Genomic DNA, 15983 nt, shown 5'->3' with positions numbered 1-15983 from the left:
ACGGAAAATAGAAGAATTTTAAAATCAAATGTGGTATAATCAAGAAGAATGTTAAAAGAAAAAGGAGCATAAACCAATATGAAACGTATTGCTGTTTTGACTAGTGGTGGAGACGCCCCTGGTATGAACGCTGCTATCCGTGCAGTTGTTCGTCAAGCAATTTCAGAAGGAATGGAAGTGTTTGGTATCTATGACGGATATGCTGGTATGGTTGCCGGTGAAATTCATCCCTTAAATGCGGCTTCAGTAGGAAACATCATTTCTCGTGGTGGTACCTTCCTTCACTCAGCTCGTTACCCAGAGTTCGCTCAACTTGAAGGGCAACTTAAAGGGATTGAGCAATTGAAAAAACACGGCATTGAAGGTGTAGTTGTTATCGGTGGTGACGGATCTTACCACGGTGCTATGCGTTTGACTGAGCATGGTTTCCCAGCTATCGGTCTTCCAGGTACAATTGATAACGATATCGTTGGTACTGACTTCACAATCGGTTTTGACACAGCGGTTACGACTGCTATGGACGCTATCGATAAGATTCGTGATACATCATTAAGTCACCGTCGTACTTTTGTCATCGAAGTTATGGGGCGTAACGCTGGTGATATCGCTCTTTGGGCTGGTATCGCAACTGGTGCTGATGAAATTATCATCCCTGAAGAAGACTTCAAAATTGAAGATATCGTAGCAAGTATCAAAGCTGGCTATGAATGTGGTAAAAGACACAATATCATCGTTTTGGCAGAGGGGGTTATGTCAGCAGATGAATTTGCTCAAAAACTAAAAGAAGCTGGAGATACGACCGATCTTCGTGTGACAGAACTTGGACATATTCAACGTGGTGGTTCTCCAACTGCGCGTGACCGTGTATTGGCGTCACGTATGGGTGCCCATGCTGTTAAACTTCTTAAAAAAGGTATCGGTGGTGTTGCGGTAGGTATTCGTAACGAAAAAATGGTTGAAAATCCAATTCTTGGTACTGCAGAAGAAGGAGCATTGTTTAGTTTGGCAGCAGACGGTAAGATTATTGTAAATAATCCACACAAAGCTGATCTTGACCTGTCACAATTGAACAATTGCTTGTCATAATTCATAATTTAGTTAATAAGACCAAAAGGTCATATATATAAAGGAGTCACAAAAAATCATGAACAAACGTGTAAAAATCGTTGCAACTTTGGGTCCTGCGGTAGAAATCCGTGGTGGTAAAAAATTCGGTGATGACGGATACTGGGGTGAAAAACTTGATGTTGAAGCTTCAGCTAAAAACATTGCTAAATTGATTGAAGCTGGTGCTAACACATTCCGTTTCAACTTCTCACACGGTGACCACCAAGAACAAGGTGAGCGTATGGCAACTGTTAAACTTGCTGAAAAACTTGCAGGTAAAAAAGTTGGTTTCCTTCTTGATACAAAAGGACCAGAAATCCGTACAGAATTGTTCGAAGGTGAAGCTAAAGAGTATTCATATAAAACTGGTGAGAAAATCCGTGTTGCAACTAAACAAGGAATCAAATCAACTCGTGAAGTGATTGCATTGAACGTTGCTGGTGCTCTTGATATCTATGATGATGTTGAAGTTGGTCGTCAAGTTTTGGTTGACGATGGTAAACTTGGTCTTCGTGTGGTTGCTAAAGATGATGCAACTCGTGAGTTTGAAGTTGAAGTTGAAAATGATGGCGTAATTGCTAAACAAAAAGGTGTGAACATTCCTAACACTAAAATTCCTTTCCCAGCTCTTGCTGAACGCGATAACGACGATATCCGTTTCGGTCTTGAACAAGGTATCAACTTCATCGCGATTTCATTCGTACGTACTGCAAAAGACGTGAACGAAGTTCGTGCAATCTGTGAAGAAACTGGAAACGGACACGTTCAATTGTTCGCTAAAATCGAAAACCAACAAGGTATCGACAACTTGGATGAAATCATCGAAGCTGCTGATGGTATCATGATCGCTCGTGGTGACATGGGTATCGAAGTACCGTTCGAAATGGTTCCAGTTTACCAAAAAATGATCATCACTAAAGTGAACGCTGCAGGTAAGGTTGTTATCACTGCAACAAACATGCTTGAAACAATGACTGAAAAACCACGTGCAACTCGTTCAGAAGTATCAGACGTATTTAACGCTGTTATCGACGGTACTGACGCTACAATGCTTTCAGGTGAGTCTGCAAATGGTAAATATCCACTTGAGTCAGTAACTACAATGGCTACAATCGACAAGAACGCTCAAACTCTTCTTAATGAATACGGACGTCTTGATTCAGATTCATTCGAACGTAACTCTAAGACAGAAGTAATGGCTTCTGCTGTTAAAGATGCGACTAACTCAATGGACATTAAATTGGTTGTAACTCTTACTAAGACAGGTCACACTGCACGTTTGATCTCTAAATACCGTCCAAATGCTGACATCTTGGCATTGACATTTGATGAGTTGACAGAACGTGGCTTGATGTTGAACTGGGGTGTTATCCCAATGTTGACAGATGCTCCATCTTCAACTGACGATATGTTCGAAATCGCTGAACGTAAAGCGGTAGAAGCAGGTCTCGTTGAGTCAGGCGATGATATCGTTATCGTTGCTGGTGTACCAGTAGGAGAAGCTGTTCGCACAAACACAATGCGTATCCGCACAGTACGTTAAGAAAGATATAAAAACCTATCATATCCAGCTTTAGAGCTTGTGTGATAGGCTTTTTTTATATAGAGGTTAAGAAAGAGGCAAAACTTTCATAATGGATTGATACTCTTCAAACCACGTCAGCGTCGCCTTGCCGTAGGTATGGTTACTGACTTCGTCAGTTTCATCTACAACCTCAAAACAGTGCTTTGAGCAACCTGCGGCTAGCTTCTTAGTTTGCTCTTTGATTTTCATTGAGTATGAAATAAGATATGCACAAATTGATTAGGAAAGTCAAATGAATTTCTACAAATGTTTTAGCAATCGCAATCTACTTGTCTAGATTCGATCTGATATATTTTCGATTTAATGATATGGTATTTAAAACCTCCAAAGCAGCTTGCTCCATTCTTTTACTTACGTGAGTGTAGATGTTGTTTATTGTTTTAGCGTCTTTGTGTTCTACTCTAATTCTTCTCAGCTAGTGTACTAAGGAGTGTGTGCCTGAAAATATGGGAACTAAGGGTCTGATTTATCGGTTTTGCTAGTTTAGTATTTGCCTTTTGCAAAGTGATCTTAAATGCCTTTCTCTAAATTTACATATCACTATTGTTTAAGAAAATCTAATCTGCTTTAGGTCACTTATTCTTCTTTTGAAATGTAGAATGAACTTTTTCGAATCTTTTAAAATCTGTTTGTTTTATATCGTCATTCTCCCCCTTTTTTAATTCTCCCTATACAGCCTGATAATTTTCCCGATGGTGCGAATATGGTTGCTTTCGTCTAGGCGGATGTCGGGGTATTCGGGATTGAGTTTTTTTGAGGTAGCCTTAGCGGAGTTTTTTGACATAGTTAGCACCGTCTACTTGGAAGATGCCGATGGTATTATAGTCAATCTATGGGGGATTCTTGATAAATAGGTAGTCACCGTTTCTTATCTTTGGATCCATGGACTTGCTGACGACATAAGCGATTGCGTCGTAGTCGTCTGGGATTTCATCCTCATAGAATGGGAACTCCATATCTAAATCGTCGTCCTGCATCGAGCGGCTACCTGCAGAGATAAACTACCTAACACGATAGTAAGTAGTCGTCCAGTCTGATGATTTTTACGATACTTCGTTTATCTTCGTTTTTCTGCTCATACAGTTGCCTCTCGGCATAGGTCAGGATTTTACCTTGTCTGGGTGATGCCCGTTGGTCGTAGATGGATTGGATATCGCTAGGAGAATCCTTTTGAACTGGAGGAAAGAGGGCATCAATCAAGCTACTGAATACTTTAGCTAAGTCAAATATAGTATTTTTCTTAGTAGACCTAACCCTTTTCATAATTTCCAATGGCGTTTTTATTTATACCTATCTTAGTACCCAATTCTTATTGAGTCTAACCATTACTAGTCTATATTGTTTTAGTTTTCGCATGTAACAATCGCAATCTCTTCTTTATCCACGGATGAAATCGTTTTCTATTTTTGTAAGTAAAGCATAACACGAAATCCAAGAAAATGAAAACTTTGTTGTGTTTTCATAAAAAATTTGTTGACAGAGCACGAAACGCCTACTATAATTAAATCAAGCTTAAGGAAATAACAAAAAAAACAAATCGGAGAAAAAGATGAAGAAATCAAGAAAATTAGCCACATTAGGACTCTGTTCAGCCTTGTTTTTAGGCTTGGCTGCTTGTCAACAAGATGCTACAATTTCGAATGGGACGAGTCAAAGGCAAAGTAGTTCAACGAAAGTTCCATGGAAAGCTTCATACACCAACCTAAACAATCAGGTAAGTACAGAAGAGGTCAAATCTCTCTTATCAGCCCATTTGGATCCAAAAAGTGTTGATGCCTTTTTTAATCTCGTTAATGATTACAATACCATTGTTGGCTCAACTGGCTTATCAGGAGATTTCACTTCCTTTACTCACACCGAATACGATGTTGAGAAAATCAGTCATCTCTGGAATCAAAAGAAGGGAGATTTCGTTGGAACCAACTGCCGTATTAACAGTTATGCCCTTTTGAAAAATTCAGTCACCATTCCAAAACTTGATAAGAATGACCAATTGCTTTTCCTAGATAACGATGCGATTGATAAGGGAAAGGTCTTTGATTCTCAAGATAAGGAAGAGTTTGATATTCTATTTTCGAGAGTTCCAACTGAGGCAACTACAGATGTCAAGGTTCACGCTGAAAAGATGGAAACATTCTTCTCACAATTTCAATTCAACGACAAAGCTCGAATGCTGTCTGTAGTCTTGCACGACAATCTGGATGGCGAGTATCTGTTTGTAGGCCACGTTGGAGTCTTAGTACCTGCTGATGACGGTTTCTTATTTGTAGAGAAATTGACTTTCGAAGAGCCCTACCAAGCGATTAAATTTGCCAGCAAGGAAGATTGTTACAAGTATTTAGGTACCAAGTATGCGGATTATACAGGCGAGGGACTGGCTCAGCCTTTTATCATGGATAATGATAAGTGGGTTAATATCTAGAGGTAATCTAACATGGATATAGTATTAGGCATTTTATGTTTATTCTTGATAGGTATATGGGTGAGTACGATAATTAACAGTCGAAAACCAGGAAAAAATGAAAGATTTATAGGTTATATTCAAAGATACGATATTGATGGGGAAGGCTATCAATCAGAAGTATGGGAAGTGACTGAGGAGGAAGATTTATAATTAAAGAACAGAATCTTCTTTACAGTATTGCACCTATTTCCAGACAGTCCATTTGTAGTTTTATCCAGATTGGTATATAATTTAACTTAGAGAAAATAGGAGGACTAATCAGATGGAATTAAAAGATTTTACAGAAAAAGAACAGGAAATGATTAAGAAGGGACTTATGACGTCTAAGATTAGTGACAAGGAAACTGCTGAGAAGATTCTTGCGCTTGTCCCACAAGACTTGATTAAGAGAATCCCATTTTTCGTCAGAAAACATGCTACTACACGTACGATTAAACGCATTTCAGTTGAACACCCTGAGCTTTACGCTGCAGCTCAAACAAGTGGTGAAATCCCAGAAAAAGAACGAGAAGAACTACGTCAGATTATCACAACTATCTTTGAACAAAAGATGAATAAGCATAGTATTAAGTAGAGAATGAAAATATATTTGATTTGTGAATTGTTCACTAGTTATATATCATTTTAAAAATCGCAATTTATATTCTACTATACAATACTCAACAAAAAACGAACAGGCTCTTTTTCTGTTATTCAGAAGAGAACTTGTTCGTTTTTATCTTGATTTTCTTAAAAAGCTCGATACACATAGGGATTCTCTGGTTTATCGACTTTGGTAAAGCTATCGATTTCCAAGGTTGGGAGGTTTTGTTTGAGTTCTTTATGGTAGTGATTGACCAGTTTTCCTTTGGCTGTTATCCAGGTGTTGTTTTCATATTGCCGGGTATTTCCCTTGGTCAACAAACCATAGACACCAGAATCTGCGATACAGTGAATAATGCCGAAGCGGAACAGAAATTGGCTATTGGCATGACTGGGGTCGTTATAGACAAAGCCTGTGAACTGGACTGTCTTACCCTCAAACTCATCTGGATAGTCGTAGATAGCTTCCATGACTTCCATATAGTTTTCGTTAGTAATGTTAATGCTATCTTGGGATAAGTATTTATCCGCCGCCGTTCGCATTTCCTTTTCATAGGCTGATTTTGAAAAATAAGAACTGGTATCTGGTTTCAAATATTGGCTTGTCGTCCCTTCGCTTGTCTGAATGGCTAGATTCGTTCCTTCCGATAGGGGGAAATGATAACCTTTAGCAGAAACAGTCTGAGAATCCAAGCTAACAGTTGGGAAAGTTAAGCCGATGACAAGTGGAATAGCCAGAAGAGAAATACTCGTCATCTTGGCCAATCGACTGTTCAGATGACTGTGGGTTTTGACTCGCTTCATCCAGATATACAATTGAACAATTGCCAAAATAAAGGAAAGCACCATGGAGATATAGGCCAGATAGGAATAGTGCATGTTGATGTACTGGTTTAATTTGCCCGACAGATGGAGGTAAATAGTCAGTTCAAAATAGCCAGCTAAAACTAAAAATCGAATCATAGGATGACTCCAATCAAGAGAGAATAGACTAAGACGACAAGAGTTACAATAGTGATAAAGTGACTGATAAATCGTGCTTTCAAGTAATTTTTCATCATGAGAATATTTTTGATATCCAGCATTGGACCAATGACGAGAAAGGCCAGAACTGGTGCCAAACCGAAACTCGAGAGAAGAGAGGCACCGATAAAGGCATCCGCCTCACTACAGAGCGACAGAAGAAAGGCCAAAAGCATCAAGAGGAGGATGGCAAAAATAGGGGTCGCACTGATAGAGGTCAGAATCCGTGTCGGAACATAGACCTGTATAACAGAGGCGAAGAGACAGCCAAATACCAAATAACGCCCCGTATCAAAAAATTCATCAATTGCTTGCACAAAGACCTGAAAAACTTTCTTTGCAGGGGTTAAGTGAGAAAAATTGTGCTCATGACAGACCAAACGATTTTCTTTTTGAATTGGTTCTTGCCAGAAAAATCCTAGAAAAATTCCTAGTATTACAGCCACAACAATGGAACCCAGAGCTCGTAACAGCGCGATATGGAAGGAGTTGCCAAAGGCAGAATAGGTCGCAAAGAGAACAATGGGATTGATAACAGGTGCTGTCACGAGAAAGGGAACGGCCGTGTAACTGGGAACCTTTTTTTCCAGAAAACGATTGATAATGGGGACGATTCCACATTCACAAGAAGGGAAAAGTATCCCGACGAAGGTGCCAAAAAAGATTCTCCCCCAACGATTTCGAGGGAGAAAATGATAAACCTTGTCAGGTGTGATATAAACCTCAATCAGCCCTGAGACAATACTTCCTATCAGAACGAAGGGTAGGGCTTCAATGATTATAGAGAGAAAAATAGCCCCAGTTTGAAGCACACTAGACGGGAGTTGTTGGAAAGCAGTCATCTAGTTTTTCTTTTCTGTTTTGGCTTTTTTCTCTTTGTCATCAGGGAAAGTAACTTGTTTCAAATCTGGGAGTTTCGCAAACTCTTCAAACATCTTATCCAAGTCGTCTCGTTTTGTAAATTTTACAGCCATAGGTGTACCTCGATTCTAGATTCTACCTCTATTATACTATTATTTTGCGGAAAAGGGAAAAGTTAAAATTGAGTATCTAACGAATAATAGAGCTTTATAAATCCTGATTAAGTCTGGTAGATTGAGAAAGTTTGACAAAAAAGTAGATGGTGCTAGAATAATATTAACGAAAGACATTTGAGGGCAGAAAGGTTCCTGCCGCACCTTGAAAAAGGTATCTGAGATGCTGGGTACACCGACCAGCCAAGTGTCCGTTATTTCAAAGGAGGGGCTTAAATGCTCCTTTTTTATTTAAAATTTCAAAATAGATTACACCCACCGCAGGCTCAGACTTACGGTTTTTTATTTGCACTGAAAATTGATTCGTTAACTTCAACAAATAGCTTTATAAAGCGTTTTGTCAAAAATAAAAAAATGAAATTACTCATAGATTCTTTTGTAAACTATTAGAATTAAATTGCAACCTTCTCAATGAATAGAATATTGAAATGAAGTAAATTTATTTCCCAACTTATGTTTTAAAATTGTAAGAGATAATTTGAATAAGATTAGCTTGTGGTATAATAGATTCATGGATAAAAAATATGAAAAAATCTCTCAGGATTTGGGAGTGACGTTAAAGCAAATTGATACTGTTCTAAGTTTGACAGCTGAAGGGGCGACTATTCCCTTTATCGCGCGTTATCGCAAGGACATGACTGGTAGTCTGGATGAGGTGGCGATTAAGGCCATTATTGACTTGGATAAAAGTCTGACAAACCTCAATGACCGTAAGGAAGCTGTCTTGGCTAAGATTCAAGAGCAAGGCAAGCTGACCAAGGAGTTGGAAGAAGCTATCTTAGCTGCCGAAAAACTAGCAGATGTAGAAGAACTCTATCTTCCTTACAAGGAAAAGCGTCGAACCAAGGCAACCATTGCCCGTGAAGCGGGACTCTTTCCTCTTGCTCGCTTGATTTTGCAGAATGTAGCGGACTTAGAGAAAGAGGCTGAAAAGTTTGTCTGTGAAGGATTTGCGACTGGTAAGGAAGCATTGTCTGGTGCAGTTGATATTTTGGTTGAAGCCTTATCGGAAGATGTGACCTTGCGTTCCATGACTTATCAGGAGGTGCTTAGACACTCTAAACTCACTTCTCAAGTCAAGGATGAAAGTCTTGATGAAAAGCAGGTTTTTCAGATTTATTATGATTTTTCAGAGACGGTTGGAAATATGCAGGGTTATCGTACTTTGGCCCTCAATCGTGGGGAGAAGCTAGGTGTCTTGAAGGTCGGTTTTGAACATGCGACGGACCGCATTCTAGCTTTCTTTGCTGCTCGTTTCAAGGTGAAAAACGCCTATATAGATGAAGTTGTTCAGCAGTCAGTTAAGAAAAAAGTTTTGCCTGCTATCGAGCGCCGTATTCGGACAGAACTAACTGAGAAAGCAGAAGAAGGAGCTATCCAACTCTTTTCGGACAACCTGCGCAATCTGCTCTTAGTTGCTCCGCTGAAAGGGCGCGTGGTTCTAGGATTTGACCCTGCCTTTCGTACAGGTGCCAAGCTAGCTGTCGTGGATGCAACAGGAAAAATGCTGACAACTCAGGTCATTTATCCTGTCAAACCAGCATCGGCTCGTCAAATCGAAGAAGCCAAGAAAGATTTGGCAGATTTGATTGGTCAATACGGTGTAGAGATCATTGCTATCGGAAATGGGACGGCCAGTCGAGAAAGTGAAGCCTTTGTGGCGGAAGTTCTTAAAGATTTCCCTGAAGTCAGCTATGTTATTGTCAATGAAAGTGGCGCTTCGGTCTATTCTACCAGTGAACTTGCTCGTCAGGAGTTTCCAGACTTGACCGTTGAAAAGCGTTCGGCAATTTCTATCGCCCGTCGTTTGCAGGACCCCCTTGCGGAATTGGTCAAAATCGATCCAAAATCAATTGGTGTCGGCCAGTACCAGTACGATGTCAGTCAGAAGAAACTGTCTGAAAGTCTGGACTTTGTCGTGGATACAGTGGTAAACCAAGTTGGTGTCAACGTCAATACAGCCAGCCCAGCTCTTCTTTCCCATGTAGCTGGACTCAATAAAACTATCTCTGAAAATATTGTCAAATACCGTGAGGAAGAAGGGAAAATTACTTCGCGCGCCCAAATCAAGAAAGTTCCTCGTCTGGGAGCTAAGGCCTTTGAGCAGGCAGCTGGTTTCCTCCGTATCCCTGAAAGTAGCAATATCCTTGATAATACAGGAGTTCACCCAGAAAACTATGCTGCCGTTAAGGAACTTTTCAAACGCTTGGATATCAAGGACTTGAATGAAGAAGCCCAAAGTAAACTCAAGTCTCTTTCAGTCAAGGAAATGGCGCAAGAGCTAGACCTTGGTCCAGAAACTCTTAAAGATATCATTGCAGACCTTCTCAAACCAGGTCGAGATTTCCGTGATTCCTTTGACGCACCTGTACTTCGCCAAGATGTCCTAGATATCAAAGACTTAGTGGTTGGTCAGAAGCTGGAAGGTGTGGTGCGTAATGTCGTTGACTTCGGTGCCTTCGTTGATATTGGGATTCACGAGGACGGTCTGATTCATATTTCCCATATGAGTCGCAAATTTATCAAACATCCTAGCCAAGTGGTGTCAGTTGGTGATTTGGTGACCGTTTGGGTCAAGAAAATTGATACTGAACGTGAAAAAGTCAATCTGTCGCTCCTCGCTCCAAATGAAACTGACTGATTACGTCAAGCAGGTTTCACTAAAAGACTTCGGCAGACCTTTTATCCATCAAGCTCAGTGGAATTCTCGTCTACGTTCGACAGGTGGGCGATTTTTCCCCAAAGATGGGCATTTGGATTTTAATCCTAAGGTTTATAAAGAACTGGGTTTAGACGTTTTTAGGAAAATTGTTCGCCATGAACTCTGTCACTATCACCTCTATTTTCAAGGGAAGGGCTATCAACACAAGGATCGGGATTTTAAGGAACTGTTGAAAGCAGTGGATGGATTACGCTTTGTGCCCTCTTTGACAAATAGTAACGCCAAGCCAATCAAGCTCTATCGTTGCCAATCCTGCCAGCAAAGTTATCATCGCAAGCGAAGGATTGATACCAAACGCTATCGCTGTGGACTTTGTCGAGGTAAATTGCTTCTGATAAATCAGCCTGAAGACTGATGAAAGCCGAGCCTACCCGTGATATACTATGTCTAACTTAGCAGAAAGAGGAAATATCATGAACAGTAAATTTTATAAAATGAAACGAAATCGCATGATTTCAGGAGTTCTTGCAGGTCTGTCAGATAAGTGGAACTTTGACGTTACCCTTGTTCGTTTTTTGTTTGCTATTTTCACAGTTGCAAACTTTGGACTTGGCGTGATTATCTATATCATCCTAGCTTCTATCATGCCAACCAAGGAAGAAATCGAAGCAGAAATGTATGGAACAGGCCCACGAAAACGCAAAGAAGCCCAAGCCATTGACGATAACGAAGGATGGTTTTGGTGAGGTTCTACAAAAGATTAAGAATAAGCAAAAAGCTTTAAATCAATAGTCTAAACTGCTTGATTTAAAGCTTTTTTACTTTTAATAATATTTTCCCAGCTTCTTCTACAAACTAAAAATATTATTTTAAACTCAGGTTTTCTAATCTGATTTTTCATGCTGAGACAATACATTTTTTGATAAATAATGGATACTGATAACAACTGATAGCCAGCAAATAGCATAAGCAGTAGCTGTAATTCTTGTACCGATAAAGTATGTCTTTTCAACTAAGAGCTGACCGATGAATGGAGAGAGGAGATAGAGAAGTCCGATGAGTATATGTTCTTTGTGTTTCATTAAAGCGCACCTTCTTTCCTGATACTTAGAACGACTTACAAGTGTTCAATTTAATGGTATGTTATCTAGGTAAGCTTACTCAAATGTTAGTTCCCGCTTCCTCCTTTCCAAAGTAAGCCTTTTCACACTTATATTTTACAATTTTAAAAATAGGAAATCAAATCATTTTCCAAGTAATTTTGCTTACATTTCCCCCAATCTTACAAAAATGTAAGATTAAAGTCTCTTTTGTAAGGTTAGGTTATGGCAAGCGGTCTTTTTTTGATGTAAACTAGACTCATAAAGAACAAAGGAGTAACATCATGAAACAAACCTTACAGAAGAAAACAAGAAAACCAAGCCACAAAGAAATCGAGTGCGTTCAGCTGGGATGCGCTATGATGCAAGCAACATTTCATTTGATGGGATATTAAGAAAGGAGATTCTCATGACACTTTTAGATGTAAAACACGTTCAAAAAATTTATAAAACTCGTTTTCAGGGCAACCAAGTAGAAGCCCTCAAGGATATTCACTTTACCGTCGAAAAGGGTGACTACGTTGCCATCATGGGTGAGTCTGGTTCGGGTAAATCAACTCTTCTCAATATCCTAGCTATGCTGGATAAACCAAGTCGTGGACAGGTTTACTTGAATGGAACAGACACAGCAACTATTAAAAATTCACAGGCTTCTAGTTTCCGTCGTGAAAAATTAGGTTTTGTATTCCAGGACTTTAACTTGCTAGATACTCTGTCTGTTAAGGACAATATCTTACTTCCGCTTGTCTTGTCAAGAAGACCCATTACGGAGATGATGAAGAAATTGGTGGTGACAGCTGAGAATCTAGGCATCAACCAATTGCAAGAGAAGTATCCTTACGAGATTTCTGGTGGGCAGAAACAGCGTGTAGCAGTAGCCCGCGCCATCATCACAGAACCTGAAATTCTCCTTGCGGATGAGCCAACAGGAGCCCTTGATTCCAAGTCCTCTGCAGCCTTACTTGATGTCTTTGATGAAATCAATGAGCGCGGCCAAACTATTCTCATGGTAACCCACTCCACAGCAGCAGCCAGCAGAGCTAAACGTGTGCTCTTTATCAAAGACGGCATTCTTTACAACCAAATCTACCGTGGAGAGAAGACAGAACGTCAGATGTTCCAAGAAATTTCTGATACCTTGACTGTCATGGCAAGCGAGGTGAATTAGTATGTTTCGATTAACCAATAAGTTAGCGGTATCAAACTTGATTAAAAACCGCAAACTCTACTATCCTTTTGCGCTAGCTGTTCTCTTGGCAGTCACTGTCACCTATCTCTTTTACTCTCTAACCTTCAATCCCAAGATTGCGGAAATCCGTGGAGGAACAACCATTCAGGCTACACTTGGATTTGGTATGTTTGTCGTCACACTTGCGTCAGCCATTATCGTCCTCTATGCCAATAGTTTTGTTATGAAAAATCGTTCCAAGGAACTAGGAATTTATGGCATGCTGGGTTTGGAGAAGCGTCATCTAATCAGTATGACCTTTAAGGAGTTAGTGCTATTTGGGATTCTAACTGTTGGAGCGGGTATCGGTATTGGAGCCTTGTTTGACAAGTTAATTTTCGCTTTCTTGCTCAAACTGATGAAATTGAAGGTTGAGCTGGTCGCTACCTTCCAGATGAAAGTTGTCATTACAGTACTTCTTGTCTTTGGTTTGATTTTCCTAGGCCTCATGTTCCTGAATGCCCTTCGAATCGCCCGTATGAATGCCCTCCAGCTCTCGCGTGAGAAAGCAAGCGGAGAGAAAAAAGGTCGTTTCCTACCTCTCCAAACGATTCTTGGTTCGATTAGTTTAGGGATTGGCTATTATCTTGCCCTTACGGTAAAAGATCCTCTTACAGCCTTAACAACCTTCTTCATAGCTGTTTTACTGGTTATCTTTGGTACTTATCTTTTGTTCAATGCAGGAATTACCGTTTTCCTTCAAATCTTAAAGAAAAACAAGAAATACTATTACCAACCTAATAACCTCATATCTGTTTCCAACTTGATTTTCCGTATGAAGAAAAATGCAGTTGGACTAGCAACTATTGCTATTTTGTCAACAATGGTTTTGGTAACCATGTCAGCAGCGACAAGCATTTTCAATTCCGCAGAATCCTTTAAAAAAGTTCTAAATCCTCATGATTTTGGGGTTTCAGGGCAAAATGTTGAAAAAGAAGACTTGGACAAACTCTTGAGCCAGTTTGCAAGTGACAAAGGTTATAAGATTAAAGAAAAAGAAGTGTTTCGTTACACTTACTTCGGTGTTGCGAACCAAGAAGGAAATAAGTTAACCCTTTTTGAAAAAGGACAAAATCGTGTCCAACCCACAACAGTTTTCATGGTATTTGACCAAAAAGATTATGAAAATATGACTGGTCAAAAACTGTCTCTATCAGGAAATGAGGTCGGACTCTTTGCCAAGAATGAGGGAGTTAAAGAACAGAAAACTCTAATTCTGAATGATCATCAATTTTCTGTCAAAGAAGAATTTAATAAAGATTTCATTGTCAACCATGTCCCAAATCAGTTTAATATTTTGACTGCTGATTACAATTATCTTGTTGTACCTGATTTACAAGCCTTTTTGGATCAATTCCCAGATTCGGCTATCTATAATCAGTTTTACGGTGGTATGAATGTAAATGCCAGTGAAGAAGAACAACTCAAGGTCGCTGACGAGTATGATAAATACCTCGATCAATTTAATGCTCAATTAAACACGGAAGGTAGCTATGTTTATGGTAGTAATTTATCAGATGCTAGTTCTCAGATGAGTGCCCTCTTTGGTGGTGTCTTCTTTATCGGTATTTTCCTATCCATTATCTTTATGGTCGGAACCGTTCTTGTCATCTACTACAAACAAATTTCTGAAGGCTACGAAGACCGTGAACGCTTTATTATCTTGCAGAAAGTCGGTTTAGATCAAAAGCAAATCAAGCAAACCATCAACAAACAGGTTTTAACTGTTTTCTTCCTTCCTTTGCTTTTTGCCTTCCTACATCTAGCCTTTGCCTACCATATGCTTAGTCTGATTTTAAAAGTGATTGGTGTACTGGATACGACTATGATGTTGATTGTGACCTTGTCTATCTGCGCTATCTTCCTCATCGCCTATGTGCTGATTTTCATGATTACTTCAAGAAGTTATCGCAAGATTGTGCAAATGTAAAAAAAGATACCTCGACTTCAAAATCGAGGTATTTCTTGTCTTTTATACTCAATGAAAATCAAAAAGCAAACTAGGAAGCTAGCCGCAGGTTGCTCAAAGCACTGCTTTGAGGTTGCAGATAGAACTGACGAAGTCAGCTCAAAACACTGCTTTGAGGTTGCAGATAGAACTGACGAAGTCAGCTCAAAACACTGTTTTGAGGTTGTGGATAGAACTGACGAAGTCAGTAACATATACACGGCAAGGCGAAGCTGACGTGGTTTGAAGAGATTTTCGAAGAGTATTAAATGCTGAAAAGTTGTCCGAGCAAGAAGGTAACTCCCATAGTCAAGAGACCAATAGTGAGGTTTCGAATCATAGCTGTTTTGGTTGGGGCTTTTCCAAGTTTGGCACTAGTGTAACCAGTGAGAAGAAGGGCCACACCGACGATAAGGACAGTAGCAGGGATGCGGTATTCACTTGGGAAAATGGTAATTGAAAGCATTGGTGGTAAGCTACCAAGGAAAAAAGAAATAAAGCTAGAGATAGCAGCATGCCAAGGATTGGTAAATTCTTCATACTCAATCCCATATTTTTCCTCTACCAAAGCCTTGAGCGGATTATTTAAAAAGGCTTTGTTGGTGAGAAGTTGGGCTGATGTTTCACACTCATCATTTTGGATATAAGCAGCATAGAGGGACTTTTTGGCTAACTCTATATCTTGGTCTAGCAAGAGTTGCTCACGCGCAACGGCCGCTTCCTCAGTATCTTTTTGAGTTGAAACGGACACATATTCTCCACCAGCCATTGAAAAGGCACCAGCTAAGATAGCCGCAAAACCTGATAAAAAGATAATCCAGATATTGCTCGTAGCACTAGCAACCCCAATAACCACACCAGCAATGGAAATAATTCCATCGTTGGCACCAAGAACACCTGCACGCAGGATATTTAAACGCCCTGCAAAGTTTGAATCAATTTCGTGATTTGTTTCTGACATACTAATCTCCTTTTTATCCAGTATAAAGGAAAAATATAGGGAAATCAATCTTTTAAAAGTATCTGAAAAAAGTTGCACGATTTTAATGATATAAAAATGTCGACATCTTCTCTGATAGATCAAACACCGAAGGTAAAGAGTATAGAATTTTTAAATTAAATACGATAAACATTTTGTTCACTTTATAATCGTTTACAAGAGAATAATGAGTATTAAATCAAATAAAATCCAAATATTTTGCGAACTTTTTTATATTTTTTTCGTAAAACGCTTTACAAGTTCTTAAAAA

The 15983-nt window shown here is 39.5% G+C and carries 19 protein-coding genes; 11 read left to right on the top strand and 8 right to left on the bottom strand.

Features of this window, described 5'->3' with window-relative positions; translation table 11 throughout:
• Window positions 1-78 precede the first annotated feature (78 nt).
• Both pfkA and pyk read left to right on the top strand, forming a co-directional pair.
• Window positions 79-1086, top strand: a complete 1008-nt coding sequence (gene pfkA, locus HWX15_RS01350; protein ID WP_000820871.1) for a 6-phosphofructokinase — start codon at window positions 79-81, stop codon at window positions 1084-1086.
• 58 nt (window positions 1087-1144) lie between these two features.
• Window positions 1145-2650 carry a pyruvate kinase gene (pyk, locus tag HWX15_RS01345; RefSeq protein ID WP_112443566.1) on the top strand — a complete coding sequence of 502 codons (1506 nt, stop codon included), beginning with the start codon at window positions 1145-1147 and terminating at the stop codon, window positions 2648-2650.
• 66 nt (window positions 2651-2716) lie between these two features.
• Here the strand turns inward: pyk and HWX15_RS09815 are convergent, their stop codons facing one another.
• The 3 genes from HWX15_RS09815 to HWX15_RS01330 form a co-directional block, all read right to left on the bottom strand.
• Entirely contained in the window at window positions 2717-2881 is a 165-nt protein-coding gene (locus HWX15_RS09815) for a hypothetical protein (RefSeq protein WP_254867325.1), read from the bottom strand.
• Between the two features lie 641 nt (window positions 2882-3522).
• The gene (locus HWX15_RS01335; RefSeq protein ID WP_175880039.1) at window positions 3523-3669 is read right to left on the bottom strand and encodes a S26 family signal peptidase; all 147 of its coding nucleotides are present in this window, start codon (window positions 3667-3669) and stop codon (window positions 3523-3525) included.
• A gap of 28 nt (window positions 3670-3697) precedes the next feature.
• Window positions 3698-3955 (bottom strand): XRE family transcriptional regulator, encoded by a 258-nt coding sequence (locus HWX15_RS01330; RefSeq protein WP_225904741.1) that lies wholly within the window; start codon window positions 3953-3955, stop codon window positions 3698-3700.
• A gap of 286 nt (window positions 3956-4241) precedes the next feature.
• On the opposite strand from HWX15_RS01330, the gene HWX15_RS01325 reads away from it, so the two are divergent.
• The 3 genes from HWX15_RS01325 to HWX15_RS01315 all read left to right on the top strand — a co-directional run bounded on the left by HWX15_RS01325 (window position 4242) and on the right by HWX15_RS01315 (window position 5730).
• Entirely contained in the window at window positions 4242-5114 is an 873-nt protein-coding gene (locus HWX15_RS01325) for a DUF4300 family protein (protein WP_175880038.1), read from the top strand.
• A 12-nt stretch (window positions 5115-5126) separates the two neighbouring features.
• A complete protein-coding gene (locus HWX15_RS01320) occupies window positions 5127-5306 on the top strand; it encodes a hypothetical protein (RefSeq protein WP_173274428.1) in 180 nt (59 codons plus the stop codon).
• Window positions 5307-5418: 112 nt separating this feature from the next.
• Entirely contained in the window at window positions 5419-5730 is a 312-nt protein-coding gene (locus HWX15_RS01315) for a hypothetical protein (protein ID WP_175880037.1), read from the top strand.
• 155 nt (window positions 5731-5885) lie between these two features.
• On the opposite strand, the gene HWX15_RS01310 is transcribed toward HWX15_RS01315, so the two are convergent.
• Genes HWX15_RS01310 through HWX15_RS09810 form a run of 3 tightly spaced genes read right to left on the bottom strand, consistent with a single transcriptional unit; the run spans window position 5886 to window position 7735 of the window.
• Window positions 5886-6701, bottom strand: a complete 816-nt coding sequence (locus tag HWX15_RS01310; protein ID WP_175880036.1) for a TIGR03943 family putative permease subunit — start codon at window positions 6699-6701, stop codon at window positions 5886-5888.
• The gene (locus HWX15_RS01305) at window positions 6698-7603 is read right to left on the bottom strand and encodes a permease (protein ID WP_175880035.1); all 906 of its coding nucleotides are present in this window, start codon (window positions 7601-7603) and stop codon (window positions 6698-6700) included. The genes HWX15_RS01310 and HWX15_RS01305 overlap by 4 nt, the downstream gene beginning before the upstream one ends.
• Window positions 7604-7735 (bottom strand): SPJ_0845 family protein, encoded by a 132-nt coding sequence (locus HWX15_RS09810; RefSeq protein WP_049511209.1) that lies wholly within the window; start codon window positions 7733-7735, stop codon window positions 7604-7606.
• Between the two features lie 571 nt (window positions 7736-8306).
• Here HWX15_RS09810 and HWX15_RS01300 point away from each other — a divergent pair.
• From HWX15_RS01300 to HWX15_RS01290, 3 genes are read left to right on the top strand one after another with little or no spacing between them, the layout of a single operon-like run.
• Entirely contained in the window at window positions 8307-10436 is a 2130-nt protein-coding gene (locus tag HWX15_RS01300; protein WP_175880034.1) for a Tex family protein, read from the top strand.
• Complete coding sequence (locus HWX15_RS01295; RefSeq protein WP_175880197.1) at window positions 10423-10872, top strand: SprT family protein; 450 nt, start codon at window positions 10423-10425, stop codon at window positions 10870-10872. The genes HWX15_RS01300 and HWX15_RS01295 overlap by 14 nt, the downstream gene beginning before the upstream one ends.
• 58 nt (window positions 10873-10930) lie before the next feature.
• Window positions 10931-11203 carry a PspC domain-containing protein gene (locus tag HWX15_RS01290; RefSeq protein WP_175880033.1) on the top strand — a complete coding sequence of 91 codons (273 nt, stop codon included), beginning with the start codon at window positions 10931-10933 and terminating at the stop codon, window positions 11201-11203.
• Window positions 11204-11341: 138 nt separating this feature from the next.
• Here the strand turns inward: HWX15_RS01290 and HWX15_RS01285 are convergent, their stop codons facing one another.
• Window positions 11342-11539: a hypothetical protein gene (locus HWX15_RS01285; RefSeq protein ID WP_175880032.1), complete on the bottom strand. Its 198-nt coding sequence runs from the start codon at window positions 11537-11539 to the stop codon at window positions 11342-11344.
• A 427-nt stretch (window positions 11540-11966) separates the two neighbouring features.
• On the opposite strand from HWX15_RS01285, the gene HWX15_RS01280 reads away from it, so the two are divergent.
• Genes HWX15_RS01280 through HWX15_RS09805 form a run of 3 tightly spaced genes read left to right on the top strand, consistent with a single transcriptional unit; the run spans window position 11967 to window position 14970 of the window.
• Window positions 11967-12725: an ABC transporter ATP-binding protein gene (locus HWX15_RS01280; RefSeq protein WP_000173358.1), complete on the top strand. Its 759-nt coding sequence runs from the start codon at window positions 11967-11969 to the stop codon at window positions 12723-12725.
• 1 nt (window position 12726) lies between these two features.
• Entirely contained in the window at window positions 12727-14715 is a 1989-nt protein-coding gene (locus HWX15_RS01275) for an ABC transporter permease (protein WP_175880031.1), read from the top strand.
• Window positions 14716-14766: 51 nt separating this feature from the next.
• Window positions 14767-14970 (top strand): hypothetical protein, encoded by a 204-nt coding sequence (locus HWX15_RS09805; RefSeq protein ID WP_254867324.1) that lies wholly within the window; start codon window positions 14767-14769, stop codon window positions 14968-14970.
• Window positions 14971-14998: 28 nt separating this feature from the next.
• Here the strand turns inward: HWX15_RS09805 and HWX15_RS01265 are convergent, their stop codons facing one another.
• Entirely contained in the window at window positions 14999-15694 is a 696-nt protein-coding gene (locus HWX15_RS01265) for a VIT1/CCC1 transporter family protein (RefSeq protein ID WP_173251751.1), read from the bottom strand.
• Window positions 15695-15983: the final 289 nt, after the last annotated feature.

The organism is Streptococcus thalassemiae, from assembly GCF_903645285.1.
GTDB lineage: Bacteria > Bacillota > Bacilli > Lactobacillales > Streptococcaceae > Streptococcus > Streptococcus thalassemiae.
Note: the sequence above shows the minus strand (reverse complement) of the source record. Positions and strands in the feature narration are given on the sequence as shown.

What these genes read in the sequence shown, in the direction of transcription:
- HWX15_RS09805 (WP_254867324.1), top strand. Translation starts at nt 14,767, where the DNA reads ATGAAAATCAAAAAGCAAACTAGGAAGCTAGCCGCAGGTTGCTCAAAG.
- HWX15_RS01315 (WP_175880037.1), top strand. Translation starts at nt 5,419, where the DNA reads ATGGAATTAAAAGATTTTACAGAAAAAGAACAGGAAATGATTAAGAAG.
- pyk (WP_112443566.1), top strand. Translation starts at nt 1,145, where the DNA reads ATGAACAAACGTGTAAAAATCGTTGCAACTTTGGGTCCTGCGGTAGAA.
- HWX15_RS01330 (WP_225904741.1), bottom strand. Translation starts at nt 3,955, where the DNA reads ATGAAAAGGGTTAGGTCTACTAAGAAAAATACTATATTTGACTTAGCT.
- HWX15_RS01275 (WP_175880031.1), top strand. Translation starts at nt 12,727, where the DNA reads ATGTTTCGATTAACCAATAAGTTAGCGGTATCAAACTTGATTAAAAAC.
- HWX15_RS01265 (WP_173251751.1), bottom strand. Translation starts at nt 15,694, where the DNA reads ATGTCAGAAACAAATCACGAAATTGATTCAAACTTTGCAGGGCGTTTA.
- HWX15_RS09810 (WP_049511209.1), bottom strand. Translation starts at nt 7,735, where the DNA reads ATGGCTGTAAAATTTACAAAACGAGACGACTTGGATAAGATGTTTGAA.
- HWX15_RS01305 (WP_175880035.1), bottom strand. Translation starts at nt 7,603, where the DNA reads ATGACTGCTTTCCAACAACTCCCGTCTAGTGTGCTTCAAACTGGGGCT.
- HWX15_RS01325 (WP_175880038.1), top strand. Translation starts at nt 4,242, where the DNA reads ATGAAGAAATCAAGAAAATTAGCCACATTAGGACTCTGTTCAGCCTTG.
- HWX15_RS01310 (WP_175880036.1), bottom strand. Translation starts at nt 6,701, where the DNA reads ATGATTCGATTTTTAGTTTTAGCTGGCTATTTTGAACTGACTATTTAC.
- HWX15_RS01295 (WP_175880197.1), top strand. Translation starts at nt 10,423, where the DNA reads ATGAAACTGACTGATTACGTCAAGCAGGTTTCACTAAAAGACTTCGGC.
- HWX15_RS01320 (WP_173274428.1), top strand. Translation starts at nt 5,127, where the DNA reads ATGGATATAGTATTAGGCATTTTATGTTTATTCTTGATAGGTATATGG.
- HWX15_RS01335 (WP_175880039.1), bottom strand. Translation starts at nt 3,669, where the DNA reads ATGCAGGACGACGATTTAGATATGGAGTTCCCATTCTATGAGGATGAA.
- HWX15_RS09815 (WP_254867325.1), bottom strand. Translation starts at nt 2,881, where the DNA reads ATGAAAATCAAAGAGCAAACTAAGAAGCTAGCCGCAGGTTGCTCAAAG.
- HWX15_RS01285 (WP_175880032.1), bottom strand. Translation starts at nt 11,539, where the DNA reads ATGAAACACAAAGAACATATACTCATCGGACTTCTCTATCTCCTCTCT.
- HWX15_RS01290 (WP_175880033.1), top strand. Translation starts at nt 10,931, where the DNA reads ATGAACAGTAAATTTTATAAAATGAAACGAAATCGCATGATTTCAGGA.
- pfkA (WP_000820871.1), top strand. Translation starts at nt 79, where the DNA reads ATGAAACGTATTGCTGTTTTGACTAGTGGTGGAGACGCCCCTGGTATG.
- HWX15_RS01300 (WP_175880034.1), top strand. Translation starts at nt 8,307, where the DNA reads ATGGATAAAAAATATGAAAAAATCTCTCAGGATTTGGGAGTGACGTTA.
- HWX15_RS01280 (WP_000173358.1), top strand. Translation starts at nt 11,967, where the DNA reads ATGACACTTTTAGATGTAAAACACGTTCAAAAAATTTATAAAACTCGT.